This is a genomic window from Geopsychrobacter electrodiphilus DSM 16401, from assembly GCF_000384395.1.
GTDB lineage: Bacteria > Desulfobacterota > Desulfuromonadia > Desulfuromonadales > Geopsychrobacteraceae > Geopsychrobacter > Geopsychrobacter electrodiphilus.
The window spans coordinates 3609750-3635953 of the sequence record NZ_ARWE01000001.1 but is presented as its reverse complement, the minus strand read 5'-3'; the positions used below and the strand labels follow the sequence as shown (position 1 = coordinate 3635953).

General features: G+C 60.0%; 19 protein-coding genes. All 19 read right to left on the bottom strand.

Going from position 1 to position 26204, the window contains the following annotated elements:
* Positions 1-52: 52 nt before the first annotated feature.
* Positions 53-2458, bottom strand: coding sequence for a glucan 1,4-alpha-glucosidase (locus D888_RS0117060; protein ID WP_020677790.1), 2406 nt, complete (start codon positions 2456-2458; stop codon positions 53-55).
* A 31-nt stretch (positions 2459-2489) separates the two neighbouring features.
* A complete protein-coding gene (locus D888_RS0117055; protein ID WP_020677789.1) occupies positions 2490-3272 on the bottom strand; it encodes an SDR family oxidoreductase in 783 nt (260 codons plus the stop codon).
* Complete coding sequence (locus D888_RS22145) at positions 3269-4117, bottom strand: MIP/aquaporin family protein (RefSeq protein WP_211215675.1); 849 nt, start codon at positions 4115-4117, stop codon at positions 3269-3271. The genes D888_RS0117055 and D888_RS22145 overlap by 4 nt, the downstream gene beginning before the upstream one ends.
* 43 nt (positions 4118-4160) lie before the next feature.
* On the bottom strand, positions 4161-5039 hold the full coding sequence (locus D888_RS22140; RefSeq protein WP_020677787.1) for a GGDEF domain-containing protein: 879 nt from the start codon (positions 5037-5039) through the stop codon (positions 4161-4163).
* Between the two features lie 35 nt (positions 5040-5074).
* Complete coding sequence (mprF, locus tag D888_RS0117040) at positions 5075-7642, bottom strand: bifunctional lysylphosphatidylglycerol flippase/synthetase MprF (protein WP_020677786.1); 2568 nt, start codon at positions 7640-7642, stop codon at positions 5075-5077.
* A 70-nt stretch (positions 7643-7712) separates the two neighbouring features.
* Entirely contained in the window at positions 7713-10805 is a 3093-nt protein-coding gene (locus D888_RS0117035) for an efflux RND transporter permease subunit (RefSeq protein ID WP_020677785.1), read from the bottom strand.
* Between the two features lie 3 nt (positions 10806-10808).
* Positions 10809-11939 carry an efflux RND transporter periplasmic adaptor subunit gene (locus D888_RS0117030; protein WP_020677784.1) on the bottom strand — a complete coding sequence of 377 codons (1131 nt, stop codon included), beginning with the start codon at positions 11937-11939 and terminating at the stop codon, positions 10809-10811.
* Between the two features lie 73 nt (positions 11940-12012).
* A complete protein-coding gene (locus D888_RS0117025; protein WP_020677783.1) occupies positions 12013-12909 on the bottom strand; it encodes a universal stress protein in 897 nt (298 codons plus the stop codon).
* Between the two features lie 4 nt (positions 12910-12913).
* A complete protein-coding gene (locus D888_RS0117020) occupies positions 12914-14218 on the bottom strand; it encodes an Nramp family divalent metal transporter (protein ID WP_020677782.1) in 1305 nt (434 codons plus the stop codon).
* A 297-nt stretch (positions 14219-14515) separates the two neighbouring features.
* Positions 14516-15265 carry a substrate-binding periplasmic protein gene (locus D888_RS0117010; RefSeq protein ID WP_020677780.1) on the bottom strand — a complete coding sequence of 250 codons (750 nt, stop codon included), beginning with the start codon at positions 15263-15265 and terminating at the stop codon, positions 14516-14518.
* 113 nt (positions 15266-15378) lie between these two features.
* Positions 15379-16020, bottom strand: a complete 642-nt coding sequence (locus tag D888_RS0117005; protein WP_020677779.1) for a zinc/iron-chelating domain-containing protein — start codon at positions 16018-16020, stop codon at positions 15379-15381.
* Between the two features lie 86 nt (positions 16021-16106).
* Positions 16107-17030: a hydroxymethylglutaryl-CoA lyase gene (locus D888_RS0117000; RefSeq protein ID WP_020677778.1), complete on the bottom strand. Its 924-nt coding sequence runs from the start codon at positions 17028-17030 to the stop codon at positions 16107-16109.
* 1 nt (position 17031) lies between these two features.
* A complete protein-coding gene (locus D888_RS0116995; protein ID WP_020677777.1) occupies positions 17032-19038 on the bottom strand; it encodes an acetyl/propionyl/methylcrotonyl-CoA carboxylase subunit alpha in 2007 nt (668 codons plus the stop codon).
* Between the two features lie 52 nt (positions 19039-19090).
* A complete protein-coding gene (locus D888_RS0116990) occupies positions 19091-19879 on the bottom strand; it encodes an enoyl-CoA hydratase/isomerase family protein (protein WP_020677776.1) in 789 nt (262 codons plus the stop codon).
* Between the two features lie 2 nt (positions 19880-19881).
* Entirely contained in the window at positions 19882-21489 is a 1608-nt protein-coding gene (locus D888_RS0116985; protein ID WP_020677775.1) for a carboxyl transferase domain-containing protein, read from the bottom strand.
* Between the two features lie 37 nt (positions 21490-21526).
* Positions 21527-22708 (bottom strand): isovaleryl-CoA dehydrogenase, encoded by a 1182-nt coding sequence (locus D888_RS0116980; RefSeq protein ID WP_020677774.1) that lies wholly within the window; start codon positions 22706-22708, stop codon positions 21527-21529.
* 231 nt (positions 22709-22939) lie between these two features.
* Positions 22940-24085: an acyl-CoA dehydrogenase gene (locus tag D888_RS0116975; protein ID WP_020677773.1), complete on the bottom strand. Its 1146-nt coding sequence runs from the start codon at positions 24083-24085 to the stop codon at positions 22940-22942.
* A 58-nt stretch (positions 24086-24143) separates the two neighbouring features.
* The gene (locus tag D888_RS0116970; protein ID WP_020677772.1) at positions 24144-25301 is read right to left on the bottom strand and encodes an acyl-CoA dehydrogenase family protein; all 1158 of its coding nucleotides are present in this window, start codon (positions 25299-25301) and stop codon (positions 24144-24146) included.
* A 114-nt stretch (positions 25302-25415) separates the two neighbouring features.
* Positions 25416-26198, bottom strand: a complete 783-nt coding sequence (locus D888_RS0116965) for an enoyl-CoA hydratase-related protein (RefSeq protein ID WP_020677771.1) — start codon at positions 26196-26198, stop codon at positions 25416-25418.
* Between the last annotated feature and the right edge of the window lie 6 nt (positions 26199-26204).

The following is a 26204-nucleotide window of genomic DNA, read 5'->3' as shown; positions in this document are numbered from 1 at the left end:
CCTTACTTACTGATACTGGCCGGCCTTGCCGAAGCCAGGACGTATAGGAAAGTCACTCGACGTTCAGCGAAAAATCACTTCCCTCCCAGCGGTTCGCTTCCGACCAGTAGAAGGTGAAAACCAGGGTCGTCCCGCTCTTGAGCGCGGCCTGCGGAAGATCGACGAAATGCACCCCGAGACCTGTGTCAAGGGTCGGACAATCCTGCCTGCTTTGCCAGCTGTCATCACTCCAGTGAATCACCGAAGGGAAGAGTGTCTCGATGCGCAGACTTTTTCCCGCTGCCAGCGAGCGGATTTTATGGTTGAAGCGCCAGAACATGCAGGGGGATTCGGTTTTATCCACCAGGTAACGTTGCACCGTTTGCGGGGGCAGGTCGAAGACCCGTCCGTCATGCAGGGAACGGAGCAGCTTCAGGTGTTCGGCGTGGGCCCAGACCAGCGGCATCGCCGACCCGGAGGGGCGGCCGAAAAACAGCTCACGTTCGGGAATATCCGCTGCGTCCCAGATCTGTTCAGGAAGCAAACCTTCAGCTCCGGCGAAGGATTCCAGAGTGCCTCGCAGGCGTTTTGCTTCGGCGACTCGTCCCGCCGCCAACTCGAAGTGGGCGCGTTCGCCGGTCAGTAAGGGCCAGGCGCGGCCGATGCCGGTGCCGTCAAAGGGGCTACCGTCGGCGTGCTCGCCGTAGCCGTCGCCATTGTAGCGATGCCAGACCGGACCCTGCGAGGTCTCGGTCTTGAGCAAGGCATCCACTACCTTGAGCGTGTCGAGGATGCGCGGGTCATCGGCTGCGCGCAGACCAAAACGGACCAGCGCCAGGGCGTCGGGGCTGACCAGATGGCAGGCGGGGCTTGCGGCCTGTTCGGGCGCGACGTTTTTGACCGGGATGCTGGTCTGAAAACGGGTCAGGCCGTCATCGTCCTCGACCGGCGCGATGCGTACGTAATAGCCGGCAACTTGATATTTCTGGCACCAGTCGGTCCCGCTGACATACATCCAGCGATCAATGGCGGTGTACCAGCTGTCTGCGGTCTCACACAGATAGTTCGCGATACCTGATTCCTGCTGCAGGTCGGCCAGTTCGGCAGCCGCCAGGAGCGCGGCGATCTCGGCTGCGACGGTGAAGGGGGAATAGCCGGGGTCTTCCTCCCAGCGGTCCTGCTGACTGACCGGTCCGTTGCGTACCAGATAGGTCGCTGCGGCAAGCACCATCGGCCAGAAACGGGTCAGATCGGCCTTGGTCAGGGCCTTTTCCCGCCGCGCCAGATCGACCAGCAACACTGGCAAGGCGGTCTCGTCCATTTGCACCCCGTGCCAGTAGGGGGAACCATCGAGCCACATGTTCTGCGCCCAGTGGCCATCCGCCTCTTGCGTGGCCTGCAGAAAACCGAGCACGCGGCGCACCTCCTGTTTGCCGCCGGCCGCCAGCAGGCCGCCCGCCGATTCAACCAGATCGCGCGGCCAGGCGAGGTGATAGCCGCCCAGATCGTTGTCGCCCTTGTCGAAACCCCAGGGGATCGAGAGGCTGGCGATGAGCCCGCCGGGGAAATTGAGGGATTCATGACTGCGGACCACGGCAGTGCTGACTCGGTAGAAATTCTGCTGCCCCTCCTGGTGTTCTGCATCCAGCGGGAGCAGCTGTTTTTGCCAAATGCGCCACTCGTCGGAGTAGCCCTTTTGGGCGGACGGAAAGCCATCCTGCAGTGCCGCGCGGGCACGGTTACCGGCTTCGGCGCTATTGCGGCCAAAGCCCAGCGCCAGCAGAAATTCGCCTTGACCCGCCGTCAGGTCGATCTCGGCGGCCAAGGCCACGTTACCGTTTTCGGCGCGCGTGTAGTCCCAGGTCAGCTGGTGGTTGGCCAGCAGGTCCTGCCAGCCGTCCGAAAAACCGACGAACCCGGCCGAACGTTTGCCCCAGGGAGCAGAGCAGGCCAGCGCCAGGGCCAGGCCGTCCCGTTCGGCGAACAACATGGGGACGCCCTTGTAGTCGCCGATCCAGGCGGTATTGCCGGCCCCCTGATTGCCCAGATGGGGTGCGAGCAGCACATGCAGGCGATAATCGGCGAGCTGGCCCTGGGTGGCGCTAAAGCGGGTCTGTTGCAGCACTGCGTCGCGCCGTGGATCGGTCAGGATCTGCTTTTCGATGCGGAAGCGGCCTTGATGGCAGGTATTCACCAGACCGAAGGCCGGGACTCCCTCGCTCAGCCAGTGAACGCGACTCTGGGTGTCACGTTTCTCCTCGGCAAGAAAGTCGTTGCCGGCGGTGATGATCAAGCCCATATCACGCGCACAGGCCTGATCAATGCGCGGATAATAGATTTCATTAAAGATGCCGTGACTTAAGGTGAACCAGACCCGGCTGTGGGTGCCGAAGGAGGCCCCGACACCGGATTTGGCGCTGGAGGTCCAGCGTGCTGGAATGCCCGGCCAGCCGGGTGCGTTATGTGTTGAAGCTTCCATGGTTTGCCTTTCTTTGGTGCATTGATCCCGCTCAGCCACCATGGGCGAAATCGGGATAATCGGTCATGCCGCCATCGACAAAGATTGTGCGCCCGGTGATGTATGAGGCCACCTCAGAGGCCAGCACCACCACCATATTGGCGATCTCCGCCGGTTCGCCGATGCGGGCCAGCGGAATTTTTTCAACCAGATCCTTCAGACTCTGTGGATCACTCCAGACGGAGCGGTTGATCGGCGTCTTGATCGCCCCGGGCGCGATGGAGAGTACGCGTACCCCAAAAGGTGCGGCTTCTTGCGCCAGGGTCTTGGTCAGCATGCTGACCGCCGCCTTGCTCGCGGCATAGGCGCTGTAACCGGACCAGGCGATCTCTTCATGCACCGAGCTGAGATTGACGACCACCCCGTTTTTTTGCGTGACCATGCGCTGCAAGGCTTCGCGTGCGCAGTAGAAGGCGCCCAGCAGGTTGACGTCGATCACCTTGCGCCAGGCTGCGAGCTCGGTCTCCCAGCTGAGGGCCCGGCCGCCGTCGATTCCGGCGTTGTTGACCAGGATATCGATCCCGCCCCAGGCGGAATCAAGCTTAGCAAAAAGCGCCGCGATGGCAGCGGGATCGGCGACATCGGCCTCAAGCGCCAGCGCTTTGCCGCCTGCGGTCTCAATTTGTGCGACCATCTCTTGGGCGGTTTCCGGGTGAGTAACATAGTTGATCGCGACCTGCGCGCCGGCTTCGGCGAGGGCCAGGGCGATCGACGCGCCGATGCCGGAATTGCCGCCGGTGACCAGGGCGCGTTTGCCATCAAGTCTGATATTCATGGGGTTCCTTTCGTCGCTTGTTGCCTGGGTTCACCCTGTCGGTGAAAAACACCGTAGCGATCATGACCAAAGTGATAGAGCTTGGCGACCTCGATCTTGAACCACCCCAGCCCGCTGAAGTGAAGAGCGGCGAGGCCCAGCAACATCCCCAGTAAGGGACCGACCCAATAGATCCACCAGGACTGCCAATTGCCGGAGATGAGCGCTGGACCGAAACTGCGAGCAGGATTGGTGCTGGTACCGGAGACTGGCGCCTCGATGAAGACCATCAGGGCATAAAGGAAGGGGAAGAGCGCCGGGGTGAAGGGACGCAATTTCTCATTGCGTAGAAAAAAGAACAGTCCGGTGATCAGGCAAAAGGTCGTGATAACTTCCCCCGATAGGGCGGCTTCGGTGCTGTAGTTAGCGCCAGGCAGAGTCGCGCCAAAGTCTATGCTGCGCCCCATCGCGCCCCAGGTCAAGAGGGGGAGGGATCCCAACAACGCCCCTGCGAGTTGGGCGATGATATACCCCGGCACGTAGCACCCCTTCAGCTTGCCTGTCAGCCAGAACGCCAGGGTCACGACCGGGTTGATATGCGCGCCACTTTCCTTGCCGAGGGGCGAGAGCGCAATCAGGGCACCGGTGGTGCCGAACAGAAACCCGGTGAGCAGGCGGCGCACTCCAGAACTCGGGATCAGCTGGATCAGCGGGCTGCCCTGACCGAAGGCCAGGATCACGAGGGATAATCCAACCGTAACCAGAAGCGCCGTACCCAGCAGTTCAGCACCGAAGAGCAGCCAGGGAACAGGTCGATCATGAATCTCCATCTGTTGATGCCTCAATTGCGGATGATGCCACGGCATGCATAGTATTGTCCCCGTGGAAGTATATCAGAGCCTCTGTATATCAGGGCACAACCCGATGCAAGAGGCCATTTTTGTTCCGGTTTTTGATGGAATACATGAGTTGGTCCACCCGTGCAATCAGCTCTTCTGCCGTGCCCTGAGGGGTCACATAGGTGATGAGGCCAATGCTGAAGGTCACCGGCCAATCCTGGTTTTCCATCGATATCAAGAGTTGTTTCTGCACCTTGCGGAGGAGTTCTCCGGCGGCTTCGGCGTCTGTTTGAGGCAGCATCACGACAAACTCATCCCCCCCGACCCGCGCAATTGTATCGGCCTGCCGCAGAGTTTTCCGCAGTGTAGAGACGACGGCACACAGGACCCTGTCCCCCTCAGCGTGACCGCGCTGATCATTAATCGTTTTAAAGTTATCCAGGTCGAGAAAAGCCATGCTGAGTTCGCGGTTATGCCGCGAGCATTGCGCCATTTCATAGGTCACCAGTTCGAGCAGCCCGCGTCGATTCAGGGCCCTGGTCAGATGGTCGATGCGGGACATTTCACGTTCGGTGTTGAATTGTGCTCTCAGGGTGGAGAACATCAGACTTAACAGCAAAAGATAGATAAATTCCAGGGAGATATCCCAGTAATAAAACGAGGGGTGAGTGTAATGATGAAGCACATAACGCAGGGGATTGACGAGAAGACTGGAGCCAAAGCTGACGATACAAATCAGAGTCCCGGCGGTCCGGTTGATGAACCAGGACCCAAGGAATATGGGGATGAGGTAAAAGAGGATGAAAGAATAACCGCCGGTGAAATAATCGAGGGTTCCGGTCAGCGCTGTCAGCCCGAGGCTCCAGCTGAAGAGGGTTGTTTTTGAGCGTCTCTCCAAATAGGTAAAAAGCGCGTCGCGTATCTCATCAAATTTTAGAAACAGGCGCATTTAACTTCCTGTGGGTTGCGGCCAGATACTCCAGGTCATTTGGCGATAACCCCTTTAATCCCGCCACTGATCAGGGCCGCGATATTGAGCAGGATGCGCGGCAGAGACAGCCCCCCCGGACCAGCTAGGTAGCGCGGTTCCCAGATCGGATCGAATTTCTGTTTGTACTCACGCAGCCCCTCAAAGTTGTAAAAGTGCTCGCCCTGATTAAAGATGACCGCGCCGATCCGGTTCCACAGGGGGGCGAATGGACGATTTTTGAGTCCGGAGAGGGGCGCCATGCCGAGATCGAAAGACGCGTAGCCCTGTTCCTTCCCCCAGAGGATCAAATTGATAAGCAGGAATTCCATGACGCCGCTTTTGGCGTCGCTGCAGAAGCGCATCAGATCGATGGAGAGCTCCTGAAGGTTGCCACTGCACCAGAGATTGGCGAAGGCGACGATCTCTCCCTCTTGTCTGATCAGGGCGACAGGGAAATTCAGCAGATAGTCCTCATCAAAACAGCCCAGGGAAAAGCCCTTTTCCCGGGTGCTTTTTTCGCGGAGCCAGGCATCCGAAACCCGCCGCAGTTCCGGCATCAGTTCGGGGAGCGCCGAGGCCGGCTGAACTTCAAAGCTGCAGCCGTCGCGATTGAGGCGGTTGTAGGTGTAGCGTAACCCTTTGCGCGTTGCGCCTTCGAGGGAAAATTCTGCCAGGGGGACGCGCGCGACTTCGCCGAGCTTGAAGAGTGTCAACCCCATATCCAGGTAGACATGCAGCATGGCGGTTCCGACTTCATAAAACACCGTCTGTCCGCCGTGGCGCTCAACCAGCTCGCGATACTTCCAGGCCAGATCCTGAGTGATCTCGGGTGGTCCGACCGGATCCCCCAACGCGATCCAGGAGTGCCGTTCAACGCCATACATGACAAAGCCGTTCCGTTGGTCATCGAAGAGCAATGCCTTGTCGCCGAGCAGGGCCAGATTTGGCATGGTGACCGGAGAGCGGGCCAGAATCGGCTTCGCTGCGTCTAATTCAGAGGAGCCAGGCAGGTCAGGGTCCTGTGGCGAGGGGTGCAAAAGCTTGGTCAGCCCAAAAACCAGTAACAGCGCGGTTGCGCCAACGGTGGCGCGCAGAAAGCGCGGAGCATCCCCGCGCAGCGCAAAATGCCACCAGAGCTCGTTCGAAAATGCAACATACTTATAGGCGAAAAGGCCCAGCCAGAATGAACAGACCAGCACCAGCAGGATGGTGATGCTCCAGCCGAAACTAAACGGCTCACTGAGCAGCGAGGCGTGACGGTAAAAATAACGCCGGCAGGGGAGCAGGGCCAGCAGCATCAGGGCGAGCAGCAGGGCTTCTTCGTAGTCAGCTCCTTTGAGCAGCGAAAATGCGCTGCCGGCCACAAGCAGAACGGCCGCCAACAGATACGCGGCATCGAGGCGACGCTGCAGCCCGCGCGCCAGCAGGAGCAGCCCGACTCCGACCAGGCTGCCGAGAAAGTGTGACAGCTCAATCACCGGCAGCGGCAGAAAATCCTGCAGCCAGTGCAGGCGCTCGGGGAGTGCTGGCGTGGCAGCGGAGAAGAGCAGCACCGCGCCGCTGACCAGGGTTGTTGCGGCCAGCAGCTGCGGGATGATGACGCCCCCCCAGCGACCCGCCAGCTGTGCCGCCTGCTTGATCAATCGTTTGCGTTGCAGTAGTTCATTCCCCCCGAGCAGCAGCGCGGCCAGCATCAGGGGCAACAGATAGTAGATGGCGCGGTAGATCAGCATCGCGCCGAGCAGGACATCGGCCGGGATCTCGGGGGCAGAGAGCAGAACCATCGATTCGAAAACCCCCAGACCGCCCGGCACATGACTGATCAGGGCCACGACCTGAGCGAGCAGGAAGATCGCGAGGAACTGTGGAAACGAGAGTTTCGCATGGGTCGGGAGCAGGACAAAAAGGACGCTGCCGGCCAGCGCCCAGTCGAGTGCGCCGATCAGAACCTGTGCTCCGGCGAGGCGCAACGTCGGTAGCGGGAGCTCCCAGTTGCGGAAACGGAAAGGGCTATTGCGCATGAAGATGACGAGCAGGTAGCCGACCACCAGACCACAGAAGAGGAGCCCGAGTGGTCGCGCTGAATGGATCGACAGGTGTTCAAGTACCGGTAACGCCAGGGGTTCGGTTACAAAGGTGATGCCGCCGACGGTGACGATGCCCAGCCAGAAGGTCAGCACCGTAAAGGTGACCAGTCGTGCGATCTCCTCTGTAGAGAGGCCCCAGGCCGAATAAAGACGATAGCGGATCGATCCGGCTGTCAGCAGGGAAAGGCCGATGGTGTTACTGAAGGCGTAGCTGACAAAGGAGGCCAGCGCGACCTTGCCCTTCGGCAGAGGATGGCGGATGTAGTGAACCGCCAGCTGATCGTAGGCCGTCATGATCAGGTAGCTCAGAATCGTCAGGCCCAGCGCCGCCAGTACCTGTGAGGCCGGGATCGCCCTGAGTTGCACCACCACCTGGTGATAGTGAAACTGTCTCAGGACGCCATGCAACACCCAGAGCGCCGCAATAAAAAGAACCAGCACCATCAGGGGGAGCAGGCGATGGAGAGAGAAAGTTTTTTGAACGGGTGGTGCCATGGTATCAGGACCTTTTCGTCGAGAAATCGTTTGCCTTAAGGCAGGCAGAAAAGATTACGGTCAGGATATTTTAACCGGTGGTAATCGCGTCCTCTTGACGTTGGTCTTGGCTGTGGTCCTTGGCCACCAGCATGTAAATCGACGGAATAATAAACAGGGTAAACAGGGTCCCGACCGCCATTCCTCCGACCAGGACCAGACCGATGGAGTTTCGTGCCGCAGCCCCGGCACCGGTGACCAGAATCAGGGGGAAGTGACCGGCGATGGTCGCCCCGGTGGTCATCAGGATCGGACGCAGGCGGGTCATGGCAGCCTCATGCACGGCTTCCCGTTTGCTGTGTCCCTTCAGTTGCAGCTTGTTGGCGAACTCCACGATCAGAATGCCGTTTTTAGCGACCAGCCCGACCAGAGTGACCAACCCCACCTGGGAGTAAATATTCATGGTCGTGGTCCAGCCCTGAGTCCAGAAGGGGACGTTGGGATTGGGCATCTTGAGAAAAGTGAAAATCATTGCCCCGAACATCGCCAGCGGCACCGAGCCGGCCAGAATCACGAAGGGATCGCGGAAACTGTTGAACTGGGCGGCCAGGACCAGGAAAATCAGGATGACAGCCAACGCGAAGGCCTGCAGGAATTTGTTCCCTTCGGTTCGCAGCTGGCGCGACTCGCCGGTGTAATCCAGCACATAGCCCTGGGGCAGAATTTTGCCGGCTTCTCTTTCCAGAAAACGCAGCGCCTCGTCCAGGGGACGCATCGCCACGCCGCTGATTTTGACAGCGTTGAGCTGCTGAAAGCGATTTAATGAGCGCGGTACGGTGCTGTTCTTGATGGTCGCGATGCTGCTTAAGGGAATCAGCTGGCCGTTGGGTCCGCTGATGTAGATGTCGCCGAGCTGCTCCGGGTTCAGGCGGTCGATCCGCTGGACCTGGGGGATGACCTTGTAGCTGCGACCGGCGATGTTGAAGCGGTTGACAAAATTCCCCCCCATCATTGTCGCCATCTCAGACCCCACCTGGCGCAGATTAAGGCCCATATCCGCCACTTTCTCGCGATCGATGACGATCTCGGATTGTGGTTGATCGATCTTGACGTCGATGAGCGGCGGAAAGGCGAACATGCCGCTTTTGGCTGCGGCTTGCTGAATCTGGTTGGCGAATTTCAGGATCTGCTCGGGCTCGGCGGTTGAGGCCAGAATGAATTCGACCGGAAACGACCCCCCGCCGGGAAGCGCCGGCGGGGTGACCGGAAACATGCGGATGCCGGGGATGGCGTGGAGCTTCTGCTGGACCTCGGGCATAATCTGAAAAATATTGCGCTTACGCTCCTGCCAGGGCTTGACCACCATCCCGGCAAATCCGGAAGAGGGCATGGTGACCTGAAAGACAAATTGGGTTTCCGGGACGCTCAGGAACGCTTTGCTGACCGCGGCCGCATAGTGACTGGTCTGGTCCAGGGTGGAGTTGGCGGACGCGTCCAGAATACCGAAGATGACCCCCTGATCCTCGCTCGGAGCCAGCTCTCTGGCCGACATGGTGAACATCGGGATGGTCAGCAGTGTCACTACCAGCCATACCAGGTACACCGCCGGTCGGGCATTCAGACTGCCGTTCAGTAAGCGTCCGTAAAAGGCCCGCAACCTTTTGAAGCTACGGTCCATGACTCCGGCGAAGCCATGTTCATTCATCCCTGCTTTCAGGAGTTGCGAGGACATCATCGGCGACAGGGTGACGGCGACAATGCCGGAGATGGTCACGGCCCCGGCCAGGGTGAAGGCAAACTCGCGGAACAGCGAGCCGGTCAGTCCCCCCTGTAAACCGATCGGTGCATAGACCGCCGCCAGGGTAATTGTCATGGCGATCAGCGGACTGACCAGTTCACGTGCGCCCAGAATGGCCGCCTGCATCGGCGATTTTCCTTCTCCCATGTGGCGCTCGACGTTCTCGACAACGACGATGGCGTCGTCGACCACCAGACCGACGGAGAGCACGATCGCCAGCAGGGTCAGCAGGTTGATGGTGAAGCCGAAGGCCTGCATCAGGAATACGGCGCCGATCAGGGAGAGGGGGATGGCGATCACCGGGATAATCGCCGCGCGCATTGAGCCTAAAAAGAGGAAGATGATGATCACCACGATCAACAAGGTCTCGCTCAGGGTCTTGACCACCTCATGAATGGCATTGTTGATATAGGCGGTGCCGTCGTAGGCGATGCGCCCTTTTAAGCCTGCGGGCAGTTGGCTGGAGATCGCTTCCATCTCGGCCCGGACCCGTTTGATGACGTCGAGAGAGTTGGCGTTGGGCAGCGGCCAGATCCCCATGAAGACAGCGGTCTGGCCGGAAAAGCGCACTTCGGTGTCATAGTTTTCGGCGCCGAGGACAATCTTACTGATATCTTCAAGGCGTACGATGCCGCCATGTTCTTCGCGTACAATCAGGCGTTTGAACTCCTCGACCGAGCGCAGGTCGGTGTTGGCGGTCAGGTTGACCTGAATCAGCGAGCCCTTGGTGCTTCCCACCGAGGCCAGATAATTATTCGAGGTCAAGGCCTGGACCACCTGGGCCGGGCTGATATTGAAGGCCGCCATGCGCTCGGGGTTGAGCCAGATGCGCATGGCGAAGGTGCGCGCGCCGAGAATATCTGCGCGCTGGACACCCTCCAGGGCCGACAGGCGGGGTTGGACGACGCGCACCAGGTAATCGGTGATCTGGTTCTGTTTGAGGATATTCGAGGTAAAGCTCAGATAGGCCGAAGCGAACTTGCTGTCGGCTGATTCCACATTGATGATCGGGACTTCGGCTTCGGGCGGGAGATCCCCGCGCACCTGGTCGACCTTGGAGCTGATCTCGGACAGCGCCTTGATCGGGTCGTAGTTGAGTTTCAGTCGGGCACTGATGGTGGAGCGTCCCGGCGCGCTTTGGGATTCGATGTAGTCGATGCCGTCGGCGGCGGCGATGACCCGCTCCAGGGGTGTGGTGATAAATCCGCGCACCAGTTCGGCGTTGGCGCCGACGTAGACGGTGGTGACGGTGACGACGGCGTTGTCACTGCGCGGGTACTGACGGACGTTCAGGGAGCGGATGGCCTGCAGCCCGGAGATGATGATCAACAGGCTGATCACCAGCGCCAGAACCGGCCGGCGGATGAAAATATCGGTGAATTTCATCGCCTAGCCCTCAGCCGGCTGAGGGGCCAGCTTGAATTCGGGCGCCAGCTTGTTATCCACGATCACGCCCTGACCATTGCGCAGTTTGAAGGCGCCGGTACTTACGATGGATTCGCCAGCCTTCAGGCCGGATTTTACGCTGATAAAGTCACCGCGTTTTTCGCCCAGGGTGACGAATTGCTGGCGTACCGCCTTGCCTGCCGGCTTGCCGGCGGCATTTTTTTTCTCTTCGATGACGAAGACCGAATCACTGTAGGGGGCGTAAAGCACGGCGGTGGCCGGGATGGTCAGCACCTGCTCCGCTTGCGGCAGGACCAGGGTGAGGTTGACGAACATCCCGCCTCGCAGCTGCTCCTTCGGGTTAGGAACCAGGGCCTGCACTCGAATATTGCGGGTCGCGGCATCCACCTTGGGGTCGATGGCGGTGATCTCGCCGTTGAGGGTCTGGCCGGGAAGAGCGTCCGACCTGAGCCTGACCTTCAGCCCGTTGCGCAGTTTGGCCAGCTGTTGCTGGGGGAGGAGAAAATTGACAAAGATGGGACCCAGGGACTGCAGACTGACAATCGCCTGGCCGTCGTTGATAACCTGGCCCAGGTTGATCTGGCGGATGCCAAGTCGTCCGGCGAAGGGCGCGCGAATGGTTTTTTTGGCGATCAGGGCCTGGATGTTGTCAATCTGGGACTGGGCCTCGGTGAGTTTAGCCAGGGCGTTATCGTAGTCGGATTGTGAGATGGAATGTTCGGGGAGCAGGGTTTTTGAGCGCTCGAAATTGATTCGCGCCAACTCCGCCATGGCTTCTGCTGCCTTCAGCTGGGCTTTCTCGACCGAAACGTCCTGCTGCACCAGCAGGTCTCCGGCCGCCACGCGTTTGCCGGCTTCAAAGGCGATGTGTTCCACCTTGCCCGTCATTTCGGCGGTTACAACCACCCCCTGCACCGCTTCCAGCGTACCGACCGCGCTCAGGGTTGATTCCCAGGTGTCGGACTGCACCGGCGCCGAGGTTACAATTTCGGGAGGCATGACAAATTTTGCCCCCTGCGCCATCATTGCCCGGATCTGCAGGGCTTTAATGCCAGCCAGCACCCCAACGACAATAATCAGACCGATAATGGATAGAATAATCGCTTTTTTCATTGCACTCTCACTTCTTTCTTGAAAATTTCCCGGAGCGTTTTCCCCGTGTTGCCAGCGTCATGAGGATCGGCCCTTAAACCGGAATCAGCAGCAGGGAGCGGGTGGTCAAACCCTGAACCTGGGCTGCGATACTGTTGGCCCAGAAGGCCTGAGTTCCCGCCTTGCCATGGGTCGCCAGCACGATGAGATCAGTCTCCAGCGCATCTGCTCGGGCGCTGATGGTCCTGGCGATTTTACCGTATTGGACCTCGGCGTCAATGTGAAGTTCCCGTTCCTCGGCCCGAACCAGCAGGCGGGCCAGATACGTTTTGAGGTTGTGCAGGGTCAGCCCCTGCAGAAACCAGCTGGCGCCGGGCAGAAAGCGGGAGAGTGAAGCCTTGCGCCCGGCCAGGGAGGAGAGCTCGGGGACCACGGACAGCAGGTTGAGATGGGCCCGGCTGTACTTCGCCAGAGTGCAGGCCAGTTCAAAGCCGTTTTCATGCCTGGGATCTCCGTCGAGTGCGACCAGGATCTGGCGCAGCACGAAGGGCTTCCCCCCCAGGCGATGTTCGGGGTTGGTCAGCAGCAGCGGGGTCTGGCCGAGAGCAATCACCCGCTGTGCCAGGCTGCCGTGCAGCAGGCGTTCAAGTTTCCCCGGGCCGTGGGTGCACATGACGATCAGGTCGGGTTGCAGCTCCTGTTGATGGGCGACAATCTCCCCTGCCACCTGGGTGATCGCCTCGCTGTGCACATGTCGCTCGCAGGGGATCCCTTCGGCGGCAAACTGCCGGGCGATTTGGGCCAGATACTCTTCGGCCTCGTTTTTATCGGTCAGGTGGCGTTCGCCATGCACTACGGGGGCTGAAGTCGGTTCAATAATGTGCAGCAGGGTGACTTTTGCGCCGCAGAGTCTGGCCAGAACCCGGGTTTCGACGAGGGCGGTTTCGGCGAGTGACGTTCCATCCAGAGCAACCAGAATATGTTTAAGCATGGTTTCAGGCTCCCCACAGGGTCTGATAAAGCAGATAGAAATTGAGACAAACAACCAAGGTTGTCACCAGCCAGGCGAGTAGGGTCGTGAAGCGCCAGTTGACCAGGGTCCCCATCAGGTCGCTGCGTCGGGTAAAGATCACCAGCGGGATGATGGCGAACGGCAGACCAAAGCTGAGCACCACCTGGCTGAGGACCAGGGTGCGGGTCGGGTCGAAGCCGAGGAAGATGACGACCAGCGAGGGGACTATGGTGACCAGACGTCGCACCCAGATCGGGATATGGCGCTGTAGAAATCCCTGCATGATCACCTGTCCAGCCATGGTGCCGACGGTGGTCGAGGCGAGCCCGGCGGCCAGCAGAGAGATGGCGAACACCCAGCCGGCGGCGGCCCCGAGCAGGGGTTCAAGGGTGCGGTGGGCCTCTTCAATGGTCGCGATGTGGCTTAATCCCTGGGTATGGAAGGTGGACGCTGCCATCATCAGCATCGCCGCGTTGACAAACCCGGCAACCCCCATGGCGATAGTGACGTCGGCGACTTCAAAAAAGAACAGCCGTCGTTTATGAACCGGGTCGCTGGTCACGATCCGTCCCTGGGTGAGTGAGGAGTGGAGAAAGATCACGTGCGGCATGATGGTCGCGCCGAGAATCCCGGTGGCCAGCAGCACACTTTCGGAACCGGCGAATTGGGGAACCACAGCGTGGTAGGCAACCTTGGTCCAGTCGGGTTTGTCGAGTACAGTTTCGATCAGATAGCAGAGTGCGATCACGCCGAGCAGGGCGGAGATGACTGCTTCCATCGGACGAAAGCCACGTGACTGCAAGGCCAGGATCAGAAAGGTCACCACCGCAGTCAGAAGCCCGGCGACCCACAGCGGCATGCCAAACAGCAGGTTGAAGCCGATCGCTGCACCGATAAATTCGGCCAGATCGGTGGCAATAGCGACCAGCTCCATCAACACCCACATTCCCCAGACCACCGGCGTGGGGAAGTGATCGCGGCAGAGTTCGGCCAGATTGCGTCCGGTGGCGATTCCGACCTTGGCCGAGAGGCACTGAATCAGCATCGCCATCAGGTTACTGGCGACCACCACCCATAAAAGGGTGTAGCCGAACTTGGCTCCGCCCTCGATATTGGTCGCGAAATTACCGGGATCGACATAGGCGATGCTGGCGATAAAAGCCGGGCCCAGAAAGGGTAAAAAGCGGGCAAGCCCCTTCTGCGAACTGCCGCCGACCAGTACGCGATTGGCCGCGGCCAGGGTTTTGGCATCTCCATCGGAAGGAGAGGTATGGATTAATTCGCTCATGGCGGGAGACCCTTGCAATAAAACTGTGGACAGACTTCAGGAGCAGATTAAGGCGATTTACGGCTTTGATAAGAGAGGCGCGTTACCCGGCATTTTAAGCCAGAACCTCGTAGTACTTACTCAGAACAATTGACTGCTGATTATAACGTGAATGCGGTCATTACAAGCAAGAGAGGCATAACAAAAAAAACACAGCCCTGGTCTGGTCAGCCCTGGTTCTGTTCTCCTGACATTTTCTGGCGTTAGACTGGTATTACGGAATGGGGTCAAGGTGAGAGCATCGGCATCCTGGCGTAATCAATCGAGGTAGTGTTTGACGATTGCGTCAACTGCGCCGGAGGTCTTGAGCTGGTCAAGGGCCTGCTGCAACTGGAGAACAATCTGGTCGTCGATCTGTGTATTGAGGGCGTAATAGTATGACGCCCGTTTCAGTACATATACCGCCTCAAAATCCTTCGGGTCAAACCCGAGGGTTTTGAGGTTAAAGAGTGTAACCAGTTTATCATAGGCGAGGAGATCAATCCGGCCCCGTGCGAGCATTTCGGCGAGATGAACCCCCTTGTTGAAGCGAAAGAGATGTGCCCGTTTGATCCCTTTCTCCAGCAGGAGCTGTTCACCGACATCGTTCAGGACGACGCCGACGCGCAACTTCTGTCGATTGAGGTCGTCGATGCTGCCGATGCTGAGATGTCGATCTTTACGAGCATACAGAACGATCTCCGAACTGATAATTGGACCGACCCACTTGAACAGCTTCTCCCGGGCTTCGGTGCGGGTTGTTGAAAAGAGTACGGCATTCTCCTGCTTGAGCGCGATATTGTAGTCCCTGGCCCAGGCGAACAACCCGATATTTTTGCGCGTCTGTTGGGCGCCGAGCAGTTTGAGCATCTCAACCAGGGTGTCAGTAGAGATCCCTCGCAGCTGCCCCTTTACGCTGAAGTTGAAGGGGGGATATTCTTCGGTGATAAAGTTCAGATCATTGAGGGTTTGCGCGAACAGATTGGTGGTGCAGAGGGTAAAGATCAATGCGAGAAAAAAGGTCTTCATGCCAGCTCCAATTTTGTTCAATGGACGGTAATGCGGTGTGATTCATCCCCAGTATAGCTGGACTCTGGCGAGCTGCAACCATAGATGTCCGGGGTCTTATGCGGCAGACGCCCTCAATCAGGACTGTCAAAATCGATCAGCAGAGCGCAGGGGATGAAGGTATCGAGCTCCAGTTCCGGAGTGCCGAATTGCACTCTGGCGAAACGGGCCAACAGGTCAAATTCCCTGGTAAAGGTTACGCGAAAGGGGAAGCGCAGTTCCGGTATCTGCAAGGGATCGCTGGCGCTGAAATTGAGAGTGCAGTAGTCATCGGAGAAGGACTCACCCGAGAGGTCGATGTTCGGCAGCCCATGCAGGCGACAGCACATGGGGCGATGGGAGTAGATCAGGCAATGGCCTGCCCCGGACAGTAACGGACAGGGCGTTGGATCATCTTCCGGCATCTCCTGCCAGTTGTCGTGGGGGAGTCTGTTCAGAATGTAAGGGGGCTGGAATCCCGGCCAGGCGGTTTGCAATTCCGTTACGCGGGTGCGGGCCTTGACGAGGATCAATTCACGTGTCGCGGCGTCGAGTCGGTCAAATCCCTGCTGCAGCAGCCGGGCATCGAGCAGACTGATTTCAAACAGGCCGCGGCAACAGCTTGAGCACCCCTTGTGGCAAGTGATCTGATCGCCAGCCACGGTAATACAGTCACTGAACCAGTGGTCGAGGGATTGGAGCAGGGTCTGATACTGGTCGAGAATGGTCTTTGGCATGGGGCATCATATCACGAGTATCTGCGCGGCTCACTGGGATCTTTATCTCTCGGCAGAGCTCGGCACCGGCGTTGATAAAATAGGGTTCAGACGCAAGCCTTTGTCGGGACGCTCTGCCCGGCCAGCGCGTTGGTCACGCGCGAACCCGAGGGGCGCTGGAGTACGCCGGAGATGTAGCGGCCCGCTTCGACCAGTGACTGCAGGTCGACGCCGGTCTCGATTCCCAGTCCCTTGAGCATGTAGAGCAGGTCTTCGCTGGCGACATTGCCCGAGGCGCCGGGAGCGTAGGGGCAGCCGCCGAGGCCGGAAACCGAACTGTCAATCACCGCGATCCCCTGCTGCATGACCGCCAGAATATTCGCCAGCGCCTGGCCATAGGTGTCGTGAAAATGAACCGCCAGGCGTTCGACCTGGACCTTGCGTGCGACCGCATCGATCATCGCCTGGGCCTTGACCGGGGTGCCGACGCCGATGGTGTCACCGAGGGAAATTTCATAGCAGCCGAGTTCCATCATGCGTCCGGCGACCCAGGCGACGGTCTCCGGTTCGACCGCTCCTTCGTAGGGGCAGCCGAGGGCACAGGAGACATAGCCGCGCACGCGCAGTCCCTGTTTGCGGGCGGCCTCGCAGACCTCGCCGAAGCGATCGAAACTGGCGGCGATGGAGCAGTTGATGTTTTTGCGCGAGAAGGATTCAGACGCGGCGCCGAAGACCGCTACCTCGTCGGCGCCGGCCTCGATGGCGGCCTCCAAGCCCTGCAGGTTGGGGACCAGCACCGGATAACTCACCCCCGGCAGGCGTGCGATCCCCTGCATCACTGCCAGGCTGTCGGCCATCTGCGGCATCCATTTCGGCGAGACAAAGCTTGCCCCTTCAATCGCCGCCAGGCCGGTCTGCGAGAGACGGTCAATAAGGGCGATCTTCACCTCGAGGGGGACGATCATGGCCTCATTCTGCAGGCCATCGCGTGGGCCGACCTCGACCATCTTGATCCGTTTCGGTAGTCTCATCTCAACTCCCCTCATCCGCTTCAAAGTCCAGGAGCGCCACACCGTCGTTCACCAGGGCGCCGACCGGATAGTTGAACTGGGTGACCAGGCCATCAGCGGGCGCGTTAATGGTGTGTTCCATCTTCATCGCTTCCATAATCAGCAGCGGGGTGCCGCGTGTGACCCGACTGCCCGCCGCGACCAGCAGGGCGATAATCTTGCCTGGCATCGGTGCGGTCAGTCGCCCGCCGGCGTCCTCCTGCTCAAGCGCCTCGGCTTGCGGATCGTGCAGCACCAGATTATGGCGCCGTCCGCAACAGAGGACAGTGAACTCCATGCCGCGCCGCACCACGCGCGCCTGGAGTTGTTGTCCGGCAACCGTCGCCAACAGGCTGCCATCCTTATCGAAACGTCCGGAAATTTCACAGGAGCCGGAGGGGAGTTCGAGCAGATAGCCGCTGTCGCGATAATGCAGGGTCATCAGCAGGTCGGTTTCGCCGTCGACAAAGTGGAGCAGATGGTGATTGTCGCCATTGGCACGCCAGCCGCTGGTGCTGTGCCAGGGGGACCAGGGTTCGTTTGAGTTGCGCGCGGTCTGGCGCGCGTCGACCTCGCGCTGCAAAAGCAGAGAGAGACAGGCGAGGGCGAGAACCTGGTCTGAGGCGACTTGCGGGGCGGGGATCAGTTCGTCATGATGCAGTCCGATGAAGCCGGTATCAAACTGGCCCGCGGCAAAATCGGCCTGGCTGACGACCGCGTTAAGAAAGGCGACGTTGGTCGCCACTCCGACCACCTCGACCTGTTCCAGCGCCCGCCGCATGCGACGCAGGGCGCCGCCGCGATCCTTGCCCCAGACAATCAGCTTGGCGATCATCGGGTCGTAATAGATGCTGACCTCATCCCCCTGACGCACCCCGGTATCGATGCGCAGATGGGCGTCTTCGGCCGGGAAGCGCAGATGATGCAGCCGGCCGATGGAGGGCAGAAAGTCACGGTTCGGATCTTCGGCGTAGATCCGCGCCTCGATGGCGTGGCCACCGATGGCGAGCTCGGTTTGCGCACAGGGGAGTGCTTCGCCGGCGGCCACCTGCAGCTGCCAGGCGACCAGATCCTGACCGGTGATCATCTCGGTAACCGGATGTTCAACCTGCAGGCGGGTGTTCATCTCCATGAAGTAGAAGGAGCCATCGGTGTCGAGGAGAAACTCGACGGTTCCGGCACCGACGTAGCCGATGGTTTGCGCCGCCTTAACCGCGGCCTGACCCATCGCCTGACGCAGGCTGGCGGTCATCCCCGGGGCGGGTGCCTCTTCGAGGACCTTCTGATGGCGGCGCTGGACCGAGCAGTCGCGCTCAAACAGGTGCAGACAATTCCCCAGGCTGTCGGCAAAGACCTGGATTTCGACATGGCGGGGCTGTTCCAGATAGCGTTCGAGCAGCAGTTTGTCATCGCCGAAACTCGACGCGGCTTCACGTTTGGCGCCTTGGATGGCGGCCTCCAGTTCGGCCGGATCGCGCACCACGCGCATCCCTTTGCCGCCACCGCCAGCGCTCGCCTTGACCAGCAGGGGGAAGCCGATGTCGTCGGCGGCGCTGCGCAGGGTCGGCAGATCCTGAGCCTCACCGTGATAACCGGGGACCAGCGGCACGCCAGCCGCTTGCATGATTTCCTTGGCGGCACTCTTGCTCCCCATGGCGCGGATCGCCGCCACCGGGGGGCCGACGAAGATCAGCCCTGCTGCGGCGCAGGCGGCGGCGAACTCGGCATTTTCGGCCAGAAAACCGTAGCCCGGATGGATGGCGGCGGCACCCGACTGGCGGGCGATCTGCAGCAGTTTATCCACCCGCAGGTAGCTCTCCGTCGCCGGTGCCGCACCGAGGTGCCAGGCCTCATCGGCCAGCGCCACATGGCGTGCATCGCGGTCCGCATCAGAATAGACCGCGATGGTGCGCAGCCCGAGCTGGCGGGCACTGCGGATGATGCGGCAGGCGATCTCGCCGCGATTGGCGATCAGCAGGGAATCAAACATATTTCTTTATCCTTCATGCATACGCAAATAGTCATATCGGCTGTCGAAGGCATCATTCTTTGGCCCAGCGGGGGGGGCGTTTTTCCAAAAATGCGCTCAGCCCTTCGCGTCCCTCATCACTGGCCCGCACGGATGAAATCCGTTCGGCGGTATCGGCGATCAGCGCCGCGTCCAGCGGCCGATGGGAAACATCGGCGATCAGTTGCTTGGAGAGTGCCATCGCCTCAGGTCCATTTTGCAACAGCAGGCGGGTCATGCGATCGGCTTCTTTGACCAGATTTTCAGCGGGGACGATCTTGTGGACCAGCCCCAGCTTGCGGGCGTGCTTGGCATCAAAGCGTTCGGCGCTGATAAAATAGCGCCGCGCGGCCCGCGCACCGATCGCTGCGATTACGTAAGGGGAGATGACGGCGGGGATGAGCCCCAGCTTGACTTCGGAAAGACAAAATTTGGCCTCAGGTGTGGCGAGCACCAGATCGCAGGCCGCGACCAGCCCAACTCCTCCACCGAAAGCTGCGCCCTGGACCAGTGCCAGGGTTGGCTTGGGCAGAGTATCCAAGGTCTGCATCAGTTCGGTCAGGGCGATGGAGTCTGCGAGATTTTCGGCATGGGTATAGTCAGCCATGCGCCGCATCCAGTTAAGATCCGCGCCCGCCGAAAAACTTTTCCCGGCGCCGGTCAGGACGACTAGGCGGACCTCTGGATCGGCGGCCAGCTGTTGGAGGGCGGCGGTCAGCTCGGCGATCAGGCTGTCGTCGAAGGCGTTGTGTCGTTCGGGACGGTTGAGCACCAGCGTCGCCCGGCCCAGTTCATCAATGGTTGTGAGCAGTTGGTCAGCCATAGTTACATCCTGAAAACGCCGAACGTGGTCTTTTCGATCGGGGCATTGAGGGCTGCTGAAATTCCGAGTCCGAGGACCATGCGGGTATCGGCCGGGTCGATGATGCCGTCATCCCACAGACGGGCGCTGGCGAAATAGGGGTGTCCCTGCAGTTCGTACTGGTCGAGGATCGGTTGCTTGAAGCTGGCTTCGTCGTCGGCGCTCCAATCTTCACCGCGGGCTTCCAGGGCGTCGCGTTTGACCTGGGCGAGGACGCCGGCGGCCTGGGCACCGCCCATGACCGAGATCCGCGCATTCGGCCACATCCAGAGGAACCTCGGGTTGAAGGCGCGGCCGCACATACCGTAGTTGCCGGCGCCGTAGCTGCCGCCGATGAGCACGGTGAACTTGGGTACCCTGGCGCAGGCCACGGCCATGACCATTTTGGCACCATCCTTGGCGATGCCGCCGGTTTCATATTTGCTGCCGACCATGAAACCGGTGATGTTCTGTAGGAAAACCAGCGGAATGCCGCGTTGACTGCACAACTCAACAAAGTGCGCCCCTTTAAGGGCTGATTCGGAGAACAGGATGCCGTTGTTGGCGACGATACCGACCGGGTAGCCATGGATGTGAGCGAAGCCGCAGACCAGGGTTTCGCCGTAGAGCTTCTTGAATTCGTCGAATTCGCTGCCGTCGACAATGCGCGCGATCACCTCGCGTACCTCGAAGGGCTTGCGGCTGTCGGTCGGAATAATGCCGTAGAGCTCTTCAGCCGGGTAGAGGGGTTCACGCGGTTCGCGCAGGTCGAGCTGGGCCGGTTTGACCCGGTTCAGATTGTTGACGATGCGCCGGGCCAGGCCGAGGGCGTGACCGTCGTTGGCGGCGTAATGATCTGTGACCCCCGAGGTGCGGCAATGGACGTCGGCTCCGCCCAGCTCTTCGGCGCTGACTACCTCGCCGGTCGCCGCCTTGACCAGCGGCGGACCGCCGAGAAAGATCGTGCCCTGATTTTTGACGATGATGCTCTCATCGGCCATTGCCGGCACGTAGGCGCCGCCGGCGGTGCAGGAGCCCATGACCACGGCGATCTGCGGAATCCTCTTGGCCGACATCTGAGCCTGATTGAAGAAGATCCGGCCGAAGTGGTCGCGATCAGGGAAGACGTCTTCCTGCAGGGGGAGAAAGGCGCCGCCCGAATCGACCAGGTAGATGCAGGGGAGCATGTTCTGTTCTGCGATCTCCTGGGCGCGCAGATGTTTTTTGACCGTCAACGGCAGGTAACTGCCCCCCTTGACCGTGGCGTCGTTGGCGATGATCAGACACTCCTGACCACAGACCCGCCCGATGCCGGTGATGACTCCGCCCGCTGCGACCGTGCCGTCGTACATCTGCCAGGCGGCGAACTGGGAAAATTCCAGGAAAGGTGAGCCGACATCGAGCAGCTGGCGGATTCGTTCGCGCGGCGGCAGTTTTCCGCGCTCGAGGTGTTTTTCCATTGAGCGCTCGCCGCCGCCCAGTTTTATCTGAGCGACCTTGGTGCGCAGGTCACTCACCAGGGCGCGCATCGCTGCGGCGTTGCATTTGAAATCTTCAGCTTCACCCTGGAGTAAACTCTTCAAAATCCTCATAGATATCCCGCTTCCGACGGCAAAGTTTTTTTACCGTTCAGCTTATGGTCTCTGCAAACAGTTCGCGGCCGATCAGCATGCGACGTATTTCGCTGGTGCCGGCGCCGATTTCATAGAGTTTGGCGTCGCGCAGCAGACGGCCGGTGGGAAAGTCGTTGATATAGCCGTTGCCCCCGAGGCATTGAATGGCATCCAGCGCCATCTGGGTCGCCTTTTCAGCCGAATACAAAATCGCCCCGGCGGCATCCTTGCGCAGAGTACGGCGTCCCTGTTTGTCGGCTTCGCGCGCGACCGCGTAAACATAGGCGCGACTGGCGTTCATGTTGGTGTACATGTCGGCCAGCTTCCCCTGCATCAGTTGAAACTCACCAATCGGTTGGCCGAACTGCTTGCGCTCGTGGAGATAGGGGAGGACCGCATCCATGCAGGCGCTCATGATTCCCAGGGGGCCGCCCGACAGCACCAGGCGTTCGTAATCGAGGCCGCTCATCAGCACCTTGACCCCGCAGTTGAGCCCGCCGAGGATGTTCTCTGCCGGCACCATGCAGTTCTCGAAGAGCAGTTCGCAGGTGTTCGAGCCGCGCATCCCGAGTTTGTCGAGTTTCTGCGCGGTAGAGAAGCCGGGGAAGCTTTTTTCAATCAGAAAAGCGGTGATGCCGCGTGGTCCCAGGGTCGGTTCGGTCTTGGCATAAACGACCAGAGTGTTGGCATCGGGGCCGTTGGTGATCCACATCTTGGTGCCGTTCAAGAGGTAATGATCCCCCTTGCACTCAGCACGCAGGGTCATGCTGACGACATCGGAACCGGAGCCGGATTCACTCATGGCCAGGGCGCCAACATGCTCGCCGCTGATCAGTCTGGGGAGATATTTCTGCTTCTGGGCGGGGGTGCCGTTACGAAAAATCTGGTTAACGCAGAGGTTGGAATGGGCGCCGTAGGAGAGGGCGACTGCGGCCGAGGCGCGGCTGAGCTCCTCCATGGCGATGACGTGTGACAGGTAGCTCATCCCGGCGCCGCCGTCCTCTTCGCTGACGGTGATGCCGAGCAGGCCGAGATCGCCCATTTTGCGCCAGAGGTCAGCCGGGAACAGGTTGTCACGGTCGATATCCGCGGCCCGTGGGGCGATCTCGGCGGCGGCAAAATCCCTGACGGTCTCACGCAGCAGGCAGGCGGTGTCGTCCAGATCGAAACTGAGCCCGGGGTAATTGATCACGGTCATAATCGTCTCCAGCAAGAAAGTTTGGTGCTGTCGAACTTATTATTAGCAATCCCAATGCCAAGCTCAGTTTTTCTCTGTTTATAAAATCTCCTGGCTTAACTCTCTGGAATTACACACATTAAAAGGGGACTTTCGTTTGGCTCAGAATCTGGTTCTGGCGGGTGTCAACGGACGGAGACGATATGTCTTTACACCTGTCTACCGCCGTTGAACCCATTGCTGCCGAAACTGTCAGCGCGTGATCGCCGCTGCGATGACGATCCGCTGGACTTCGTTGGTCCCCTCGTAGATCTGGGTGATCTTGGCGTCGCGCATCATGCGTTCAACCGGGAAGTCGCGGGTGAAGCCGTAGCCACCGAAGATCTGGACCGCCTCGGTGGTGACTTTCATCGCCACATCCGAAGCATACATCTTGGCCATCGCCGATTCCTTGCCGTAAGGCAGCCCGGCGCTCGCCTTATACGCGGCCTGATAGACCAGCAGGCGCGCGGCCTCGATTTCGGTCGCCATGTCGGCCAACTTGAACTGCACCGCCTGGAAGCTGGCGATCGGCTGATCGAACTGCTTGCGTTCGCGCGCATAGTCGAGGGCGGCCTCATAGGCGCCTTGAGCGATCCCCAGGGCTTGAGCGGCGATGCCGATCCGGCCGCCATCGAGGGTCTTCATCGCGACCTTGAAGCCGCTTCCTTCCGTACCCAGCAGGTTGGCCGCAGGAATCCGGCAGTTGTCGAACACCAGCTCGCGGGTCGGTGAAGAACGGATGCCGAGCTTCTTCTCCTTCTTGCCGAAGCTGAACCCGGGGGTGTCCTTCTCGACGATGAAGGCGCTGATGCCGTGATGTTTCTCGGCATTCTTATCGGTGCGGGCAAAAACGATATTGATCTCGGCCTCGCCGCCGTTGGTACAGAAGATCTTGGTGCCGTTCAAAACCCAGCTGTCGCCGTCGCGCACCGCCGTGGTCTTGGTCCCGCCGGCATCGGAGCCCGCCGCGGTTTCGGTCAGGGCGAAGGCCCCGAGCTTGGTCCCTTCGGCGAGCGGCACCAGATACTGCTGCTTCTGCTCTTCGCTGCCGAACAGGTAGATCGGGTTGGCGCCCAATGAGAGATGCGCCGAGAGCGTGACCCCGGTCGACCCGCAGACGCGGGAGAGCTCTTCGACCGCGATGGCGTAGCTGATGTAATCGGCGCCGGCGCCGCCGTATTCTTCGGGGAACACAATCCCGGCCAGGCCGAGTTCACCGACCTTGTCGAACATCAGGCTGCGGTCGAAGCTTTCGTTCTCGTCGCGCTCGGCGGCGCTCGGTTTGATCTCTTTTTCGGCAAACTCGCGCACTGTCTGGCGGATCAGCTTCTGTTCTTCATTCAATTCAAAGATCATCGGTACTTCCTCCTGTTGTTCGATTCCAATAATTTAAAAAGGATCTATGCCTGCAGGCTCAACTCAAACTGTGCAAGATATCGCGAGCAATGATCAGGCGCTGGATCTCGCTGGTCCCCTCATAAATGCTGGTGATGCGCGCATCGCGGGCGTAGCGCTCGACCGGATAATCGCGGGTGTAGCCGTAGCCGCCATGAATCTGGAGGGCTTCGTAGCAGACGCGGTTGGCGCTTTCGCTGGCGAAGAGTTTGGCCATGGAGGCGGCGCGGGCGAAGGAGCGGCCCTGCTCCTTCTGGAATGCGGCGTTCATCAGCAGCAGACGTGCGGCTTCCAGTTCGGTGTAGGCATCGGCGATCTTCCACTGGGTCGATTGGAAGTCGGCCAGTTTTTGACCGAACTGCTTGCGCTCGAGGGCGTAACGGCTGGCGCAGTCGATGGCGGCCAGCCCGACCCCCAGCGCCAGCGAGCCGATGCCGATGCGTCCTCCGGCCAGCTCGCCGACCGCAATGCGGAAGCCGTCGTTCAGTTTCCCCATCAGCGCGCTCTGCGGAATGCGGCAGTCGCTGAAGCTGATCTCGTTGGTGGCTGAGGCGTGCTGCCCCATCTTCTCTTCCTGCTTGCCGATACTCAGGCCCGGCGTACCCTGTTCGACGAGAAAGCAGCTGATCCCTTTCCCCTTGGGAGCGAGTTTGTCGGTGATCGCCCAAACCACAAAGACCCCGGCGTAAGGCGCACTGGTGATGAACAGCTTGCTGCCGTTTAAGACCCAGTCTTCACCGTCGAGTACCGCGCTGGTGGTCATGCCGGCGGGATCGGAGCCAGCCCCGGCTTCGGTCAGAGCAAAGGCCCCGGCCGGATACTCTCCAGAGCAGATGCGCGGGATGTACGCCTGGCGCTGTGCTTCGTTGCCGACCGCCTGAATCACTTCGCAGACCATGTTGTTGACCGACAGCGTCACCGCAGTCGAGGCGCAGGCGCGGGCGATCTCGGTCAGGGCGACGGAGAAAGCGACCACGCCGGTTTCGGCGCCGCCGTACTCTTCGCGCACGTTCAGTCCCATGAAGCCGAGTTCGGCTAGCTTGCGCAGGTTGTCGAAGAAGGGTTGCTGATCACCGTTCTGGTCCAACTGCGCCGCGACCGGGGCCAGCTCTGCCTCGGCAAATTCGCGCGCGGTCTGCTGGATCAGTTTTTGTTCTTCAGTGAGATCCAAATTCAAAGATTTAATCCTTTATTTAAGAACACAGAGAATGGCCAAGGCGTGACAGACAAGGTTTGAGTCTCTGGTTTTCTCAGTGGCCTCTGTGTGCTCTGTGGTAAAAAAATTTCATTTTTATTTCCCTGCAAACTGTGCCGGGCGTTTCTCCAGAAAGGCCTGCATCCCTTCCTTTTGATCGGCGGTGGCGAAGCAAAGGCCGAAGAGGTCGGCTTCGCGGGCGCAGGCGCGGGTCAGGTCGGTTTCAAGTCCGTCGCGCAGGGCGGCCTTGGCCAGACCGACCGCCACCGGACCCTTGGAGGCGATCTTCTGCGCCATCTTCTGCGCCGCCGCCAGCAATTCAGCTGCGGGATAGACCTTATTGACCAGACCGATCCGGTAGGCCTCGGCGGCGTCAACCATATCGCCGGTCATGATCAGTTCGCTGGCGCGCCCCTTGCCGATCAGGCGGGCCAGACGCTGGGTGCCGCCGAAGCCGGGGATCACGCCGAGATTGACCTCGGGCTGGCCGAAGCGGGCGTTATCGCTCGCCAGGCGAATGTCGCAACAGAGCGCCAGTTCACAGCCGCCGCCGAGGGCGAAGCCGTTAACCGCTGCTATGACCGGCTTGGGCAGCTCTTCAATGAGTGCCGCCAGCTGATGGCCCAGCAGCGCAAACTGGCGTCCGGTGATCGCATCAAGCGGCTGCATTTCGGAAATATCGGCACCGGCAACAAAGGCTTTTTCGCCGCTTCCGGTCAGAATCACCAGTTTGACCTCAGCATCAGCGCCGATGCGTGTAAACGCGGAGATCAACTCCCTGATGGTTGCAGCATTCAGGGCATTCAAGGCTTTGGGGCGGTTGATGTAGAGGGTTGCGATCCCCTCATTGCAGTTATAAAGCAGGTTTTCAAAGTCCATTGATCA